Below are 4,063 nucleotides of genomic sequence, written 5' to 3'. Positions count from 1 at the left end.
CAAGGATTTTACCAAAGATGAATTCTATCAGCTAATCACATTCCCAAAAATCAAAGAAGAAGTCAATCAAAAAATCCTAAAAATCATAGAGAAGCGAGAACAAAGCGAAAATCGAAATACAGGAACACAAGAGGAAGAAATGGAAACAGAGGAATAATCCCTTGTTTACAAGGGCGCACTTATACACCCTAAAGGGTGTGTGCGTTCTCCGAAGGCTCTTGCAGAGAGCATATCAGCTAAAGCTGATACAGGGGAGCTACACTCCCCTACGGAAATAAATTTCCTACCCCTTATGTACTTACCAAAAGAAATCGGATAAAAACAATCCGATTTTTTTAGTAAGTCTTTATCATCGCCACCTTGCCCACATCAAAAAGAGAGGAGGTTTTTTCTTATGGCGATATATCATCTTTGCATAAAGATTATCTCAAGAGGTAAAGGCAAAAGTGCAGTAGCAGCTTCCGCCTATCGAAGTGGCGAAAAGATAAAAAACGAATATGACGGCATAGTCCACGACTTTACAAGAAAAGGAGGAATAGCCCATACAGAAATCCTATTGCCACAAAATGCACCACAGGCATTTTTAGACAGGGGAACATTATGGAATAGCGTAGAGAAAATAGAAAAGAGTAAAAACTCACAGCTTGCAAGAGAAATCGAAATTGCTTTACCTAAAGAACTAAATCGAGAAAAACAGATTGAACTTGTTAGGGAGTATGTAAAAGATAATTTTGTAAATGTTGGTATGTGTGCCGACATTGCCTTACACGATAAAAATGATGGAAACCCACACGCACATATCCTACTAACAATGCGACCGTTAAATGAAGATACAACATGGGGAGCAAAATCAAAAAAGGAATATATCCTTGATGAAAACGGAGAAAAAGTAAAACTTAAAAACGGCAATTACAAAACAAGAAAGATAAATACAACGGACTGGAACGAGCAAGAAAAGGCTGAGCAGTGGAGGAAAGCATGGGCAGATATTACTAACAAATATCTTGAAGAAAACAGCATACAGGAAAAAGTAGATCACCGTTCCTATCAAAGACAGGGCATAGAACAAATACCGACCATTCATTTAGGCGTATCTGCCACCCAAATGGAGAAAAAAGGAATAGCCACAGACAGAGGAAATATCAACCGAGAAATCAAACATCAAAACATGATTTTAAGAGAAATATCAAGACGAATAAAAGCATTACTAAATTGGATAAGGGGAATAGGCAAAGAAGAAAAAACAGAAAACGAAAATACAAAATCCACCCTCACACCGAAAGAAAATTTGCTATCCGTTCTTGAAAATCTTATCCGTAAAAATGCAGAAAACCATAATACAGACTTAGAAAAATATATTGAGAGTTATCAGCTACTTAAAGAGAAAAACATCACTTCATTATCGGAGTTAAAAGGAAATATACTTGCTTTAAGAGATAAGAACTACAAGACTACAAGAGTCTTAAAAGATGTTGAAAAGAAAGTGGATGATAACACCAAACTTATCGAACAAGCAGAGAAGTATTTGAAGCATAAAGACATCTACAAAGCCTATACAAAATTGAAGAAAAGCAAACAGGAATATTTTTACAACGAACATGTCGCAGAGCTTATTTTGTTTGAGAGTGCTAAGAAATATCTGAAAGAGCATTTAGGAGAAAACAAGACCTTAGCCATCAGTAAATGGAAATCAGAACTTATCACTTTGAAGAAAGAGAAAAAGAGCCTATACAATCAAATATTAGAAATACGAGAAGAAGTTGAACAAGCTGAAAAAGTTAAGACTTGTATTGAACAGTTACAGGAACATTCAAAGCAACTAACACAGGTAAAATGGAACGAGTTAGACCTATAAAATCAAGCGAAAAAATGGTATAATATTAAACAAGTATTTGATTTTGGAGGTGCTTAAATTCATGGATGAAAGAGAGAAAATCATTCGTTTATGGTTTGATATGTGGCTTACACAACAAGACTTAGGAATAGATGATATTTTTTTGGATGATGTGATTTATATTGAGAGTTGGTGTCCTAAGTATGAAAATCGGCAAACAGTAAAGCACTGGTTTAATGAGTGGAATACAAGAGGAAAAGTTCTTGCGTGGGATATAAAGCAATTTTTTCATAAGGATAATCAAACTATTGTAGAATGGCACTTCAAAAATAAAATGAATGAGGGGAAAGTTGAAGAATTTGACGGTATCTCTTTGATTGTTTGGACAGCCGATAATAAGATAAAAGCGTTGAAAGAGTTTGGTTGTAATTGTAACAACTACAATCCTTACAAAGAGAGTGAAACACCATTATTTAGAGATGAAAAAGTAAATTGGTTTTGAGGAGATAAAATATTGATGGAAAGTAGACCTGAGTTTGACAAAATTACATCGTTTGATGAATTTACTAAATACTATTGGTATCGTGAAGAACTTTCACAGATATGCAAGTCATTAGGATTAGAATATAGAGGCACAAAACAGGAACTCAATTATATTATTGAGCAATACTTTAAGGGCAATTTGATTAAAAAATCATCAATAAAAAATGAAAAGAAGCAAGTGGAAAATATTACTTTAGATACACCATTACTTGAATGTGGTTTTTCTTTTAATGCAAAGTTCAGAGAATATTTCACTGTTTTAACAGGTATCTCACCATTTAAATTTACTGCTGATATGGCAACAGTTTGGAGAAAAGTAAAAAGAGAAAATGATTTGAGTTTTACAATTCAAGATATGCTAAAAGTTTATTATGGGAAATCAGATTATGCAAAGTATGATAATTCGGTTTGTCAATGGAATCAATTTTTAAAGGATTTCTGTGCAGACGAAAATAGTTGCAACTACTCAAACAAATTAAAAGTAGCTTCTATTCTTTGGAAAGAAGTCAGAAATTCAAGAAATGAAAAAATTTATTCAAAGAATCTTTTGACTGAATATGCCGATAAAATAAAAGAGTATTGCAAGTAGGATATTTTTAGCTTGCTAAACTAACAATTCAATAAAAGCTAACACGAAAGCAGTAAATCAAAAAGGTTTGCTGTTTTTTCTTTGCTTAAAAACGGAAAGGAGGACACATGGAAGAAGAAAAAAGAGTAATAAAAGAACCACAACATAAACAGTTAATAATGGATATTGGAAAAACAAAATACACCGTAAACTTACATTTCAAGCAAGGTACAGGGGAAACATACAAGGATAAAATACTAAAGCTAATCAAGAGAGAAACAGAGAAGATATAAATTTATCAAAAAAATTTTGTTTATGTCCTTGACAAATCTTCCCAAAAGGAACGATCGTCCTTGAGTGTGGCAAAATGCTTGAAGATAACGGATATGAGATAAAAATCTTAAATACCATTAACTTCAAAAAGAGTATGAAATACAATCCCTTTGCTTATCTTAGAAGTGAAAAAGACATACTCAAATTAGTACAGACAATCATCGCAAACACTAAAGGTGAGGGAGAAAAAGCAGGTGAAGATTTTTGGGTGAAAGCCGAAAAACTCTACTATACAGCTCTTATTGGATATATCTTCTATGAAGCTCCAAGAGAAGAAAAGAATTTTGCAACTCTTCTTGATATGATAGACGCTTCAGAAGTAAGAGAAGATGATGAAACCTATATGAATCCGATTGATAGACTCTTTGAAGCACTTGAGAAAAGAGAACCGACACACTTTGCGGTGAAGCAATATAAGAAATACAAGCTTGCTGCTGGAGTTATAGAATTAAGAAGAACACTTCATCACTATTTGAGTGAAAGATGTTTTGCTTAATTCTTTTTTTATTGGAGAATTTGAGTGAAAGGAGGTAATCGTGAGAAGTTATGAGAAAATAACCGCCTTGTATGAAAGGTTAAGCCGAGATGACGAACTACAAGGCGAGAGTAATTCTATCATGAATCAGAAGAAAATCTTGGAAGAATACGCAAAGAAAAATCATTTGGAGAACATCGTTCATTTTACCGATGACGGAATCAGCGGGACGCAGTTCGATCGTCCGGGATTTATGGCAATGATGAACGGAGTCAATCAAGGAAATATCGGTTGTATCATCGTAAAGGAT

At 33.8% G+C, this 4,063-nt stretch carries 5 protein-coding genes and 1 pseudogene; all 6 read left to right on the top strand.

The window, feature by feature from the left end:
- The first annotated feature begins 394 nt into the window (after positions 1 to 394).
- Positions 395 to 1,855, top strand: a complete 1,461-nt coding sequence (gene mobQ, locus HMPREF0629_RS06285; protein ID WP_009222502.1) for a MobQ family relaxase — start codon at positions 395 to 397, stop codon at positions 1,853 to 1,855.
- A 61-nt stretch (positions 1,856 to 1,916) separates the two neighbouring features.
- Complete coding sequence (locus HMPREF0629_RS06280) at positions 1,917 to 2,336, top strand: nuclear transport factor 2 family protein (RefSeq protein ID WP_006627246.1); 420 nt, start codon at positions 1,917 to 1,919, stop codon at positions 2,334 to 2,336.
- A gap of 12 nt (positions 2,337 to 2,348) precedes the next feature.
- Entirely contained in the window at positions 2,349 to 2,966 is a 618-nt protein-coding gene (locus tag HMPREF0629_RS06275) for an SAP domain-containing protein (RefSeq protein ID WP_009222501.1), read from the top strand.
- A gap of 107 nt (positions 2,967 to 3,073) precedes the next feature.
- Entirely contained in the window at positions 3,074 to 3,238 is a 165-nt protein-coding gene (locus HMPREF0629_RS06270; RefSeq protein ID WP_006627244.1) for a transposon-encoded TnpW family protein, read from the top strand.
- A gap of 41 nt (positions 3,239 to 3,279) precedes the next feature.
- Positions 3,280 to 3,774 (top strand): annotated as a pseudogene (locus HMPREF0629_RS06265) (type IV secretory system conjugative DNA transfer family protein); the annotation flags it as partial.
- Between the two features lie 40 nt (positions 3,775 to 3,814).
- On the top strand, positions 3,815 to 4,063 hold a 249-nt coding region (locus HMPREF0629_RS06260; RefSeq protein WP_009222499.1), incomplete at its 3' end, for a recombinase family protein.

Origin of the sequence: Peptoniphilus sp. oral taxon 386 str. F0131 (assembly GCF_000090945.1) — a bacterium.
Lineage (GTDB): Bacteria > Bacillota > Clostridia > Tissierellales > Peptoniphilaceae > Anaerosphaera > Anaerosphaera mikwangii.
The sequence above is the reverse complement of the archived record's forward strand: the minus strand, read 5'-3'. Positions and strand labels throughout refer to the sequence as shown.

Coding starts and splice junctions, on each gene's coding strand:
- mobQ (WP_009222502.1), top strand. CDS start 395: ATGGCGATATATCATCTTTGCATAAAGATTATCTCAAGAGGTAAAGGC.
- HMPREF0629_RS06280 (WP_006627246.1), top strand. CDS start 1,917: ATGGATGAAAGAGAGAAAATCATTCGTTTATGGTTTGATATGTGGCTT.
- HMPREF0629_RS06270 (WP_006627244.1), top strand. CDS start 3,074: ATGGAAGAAGAAAAAAGAGTAATAAAAGAACCACAACATAAACAGTTA.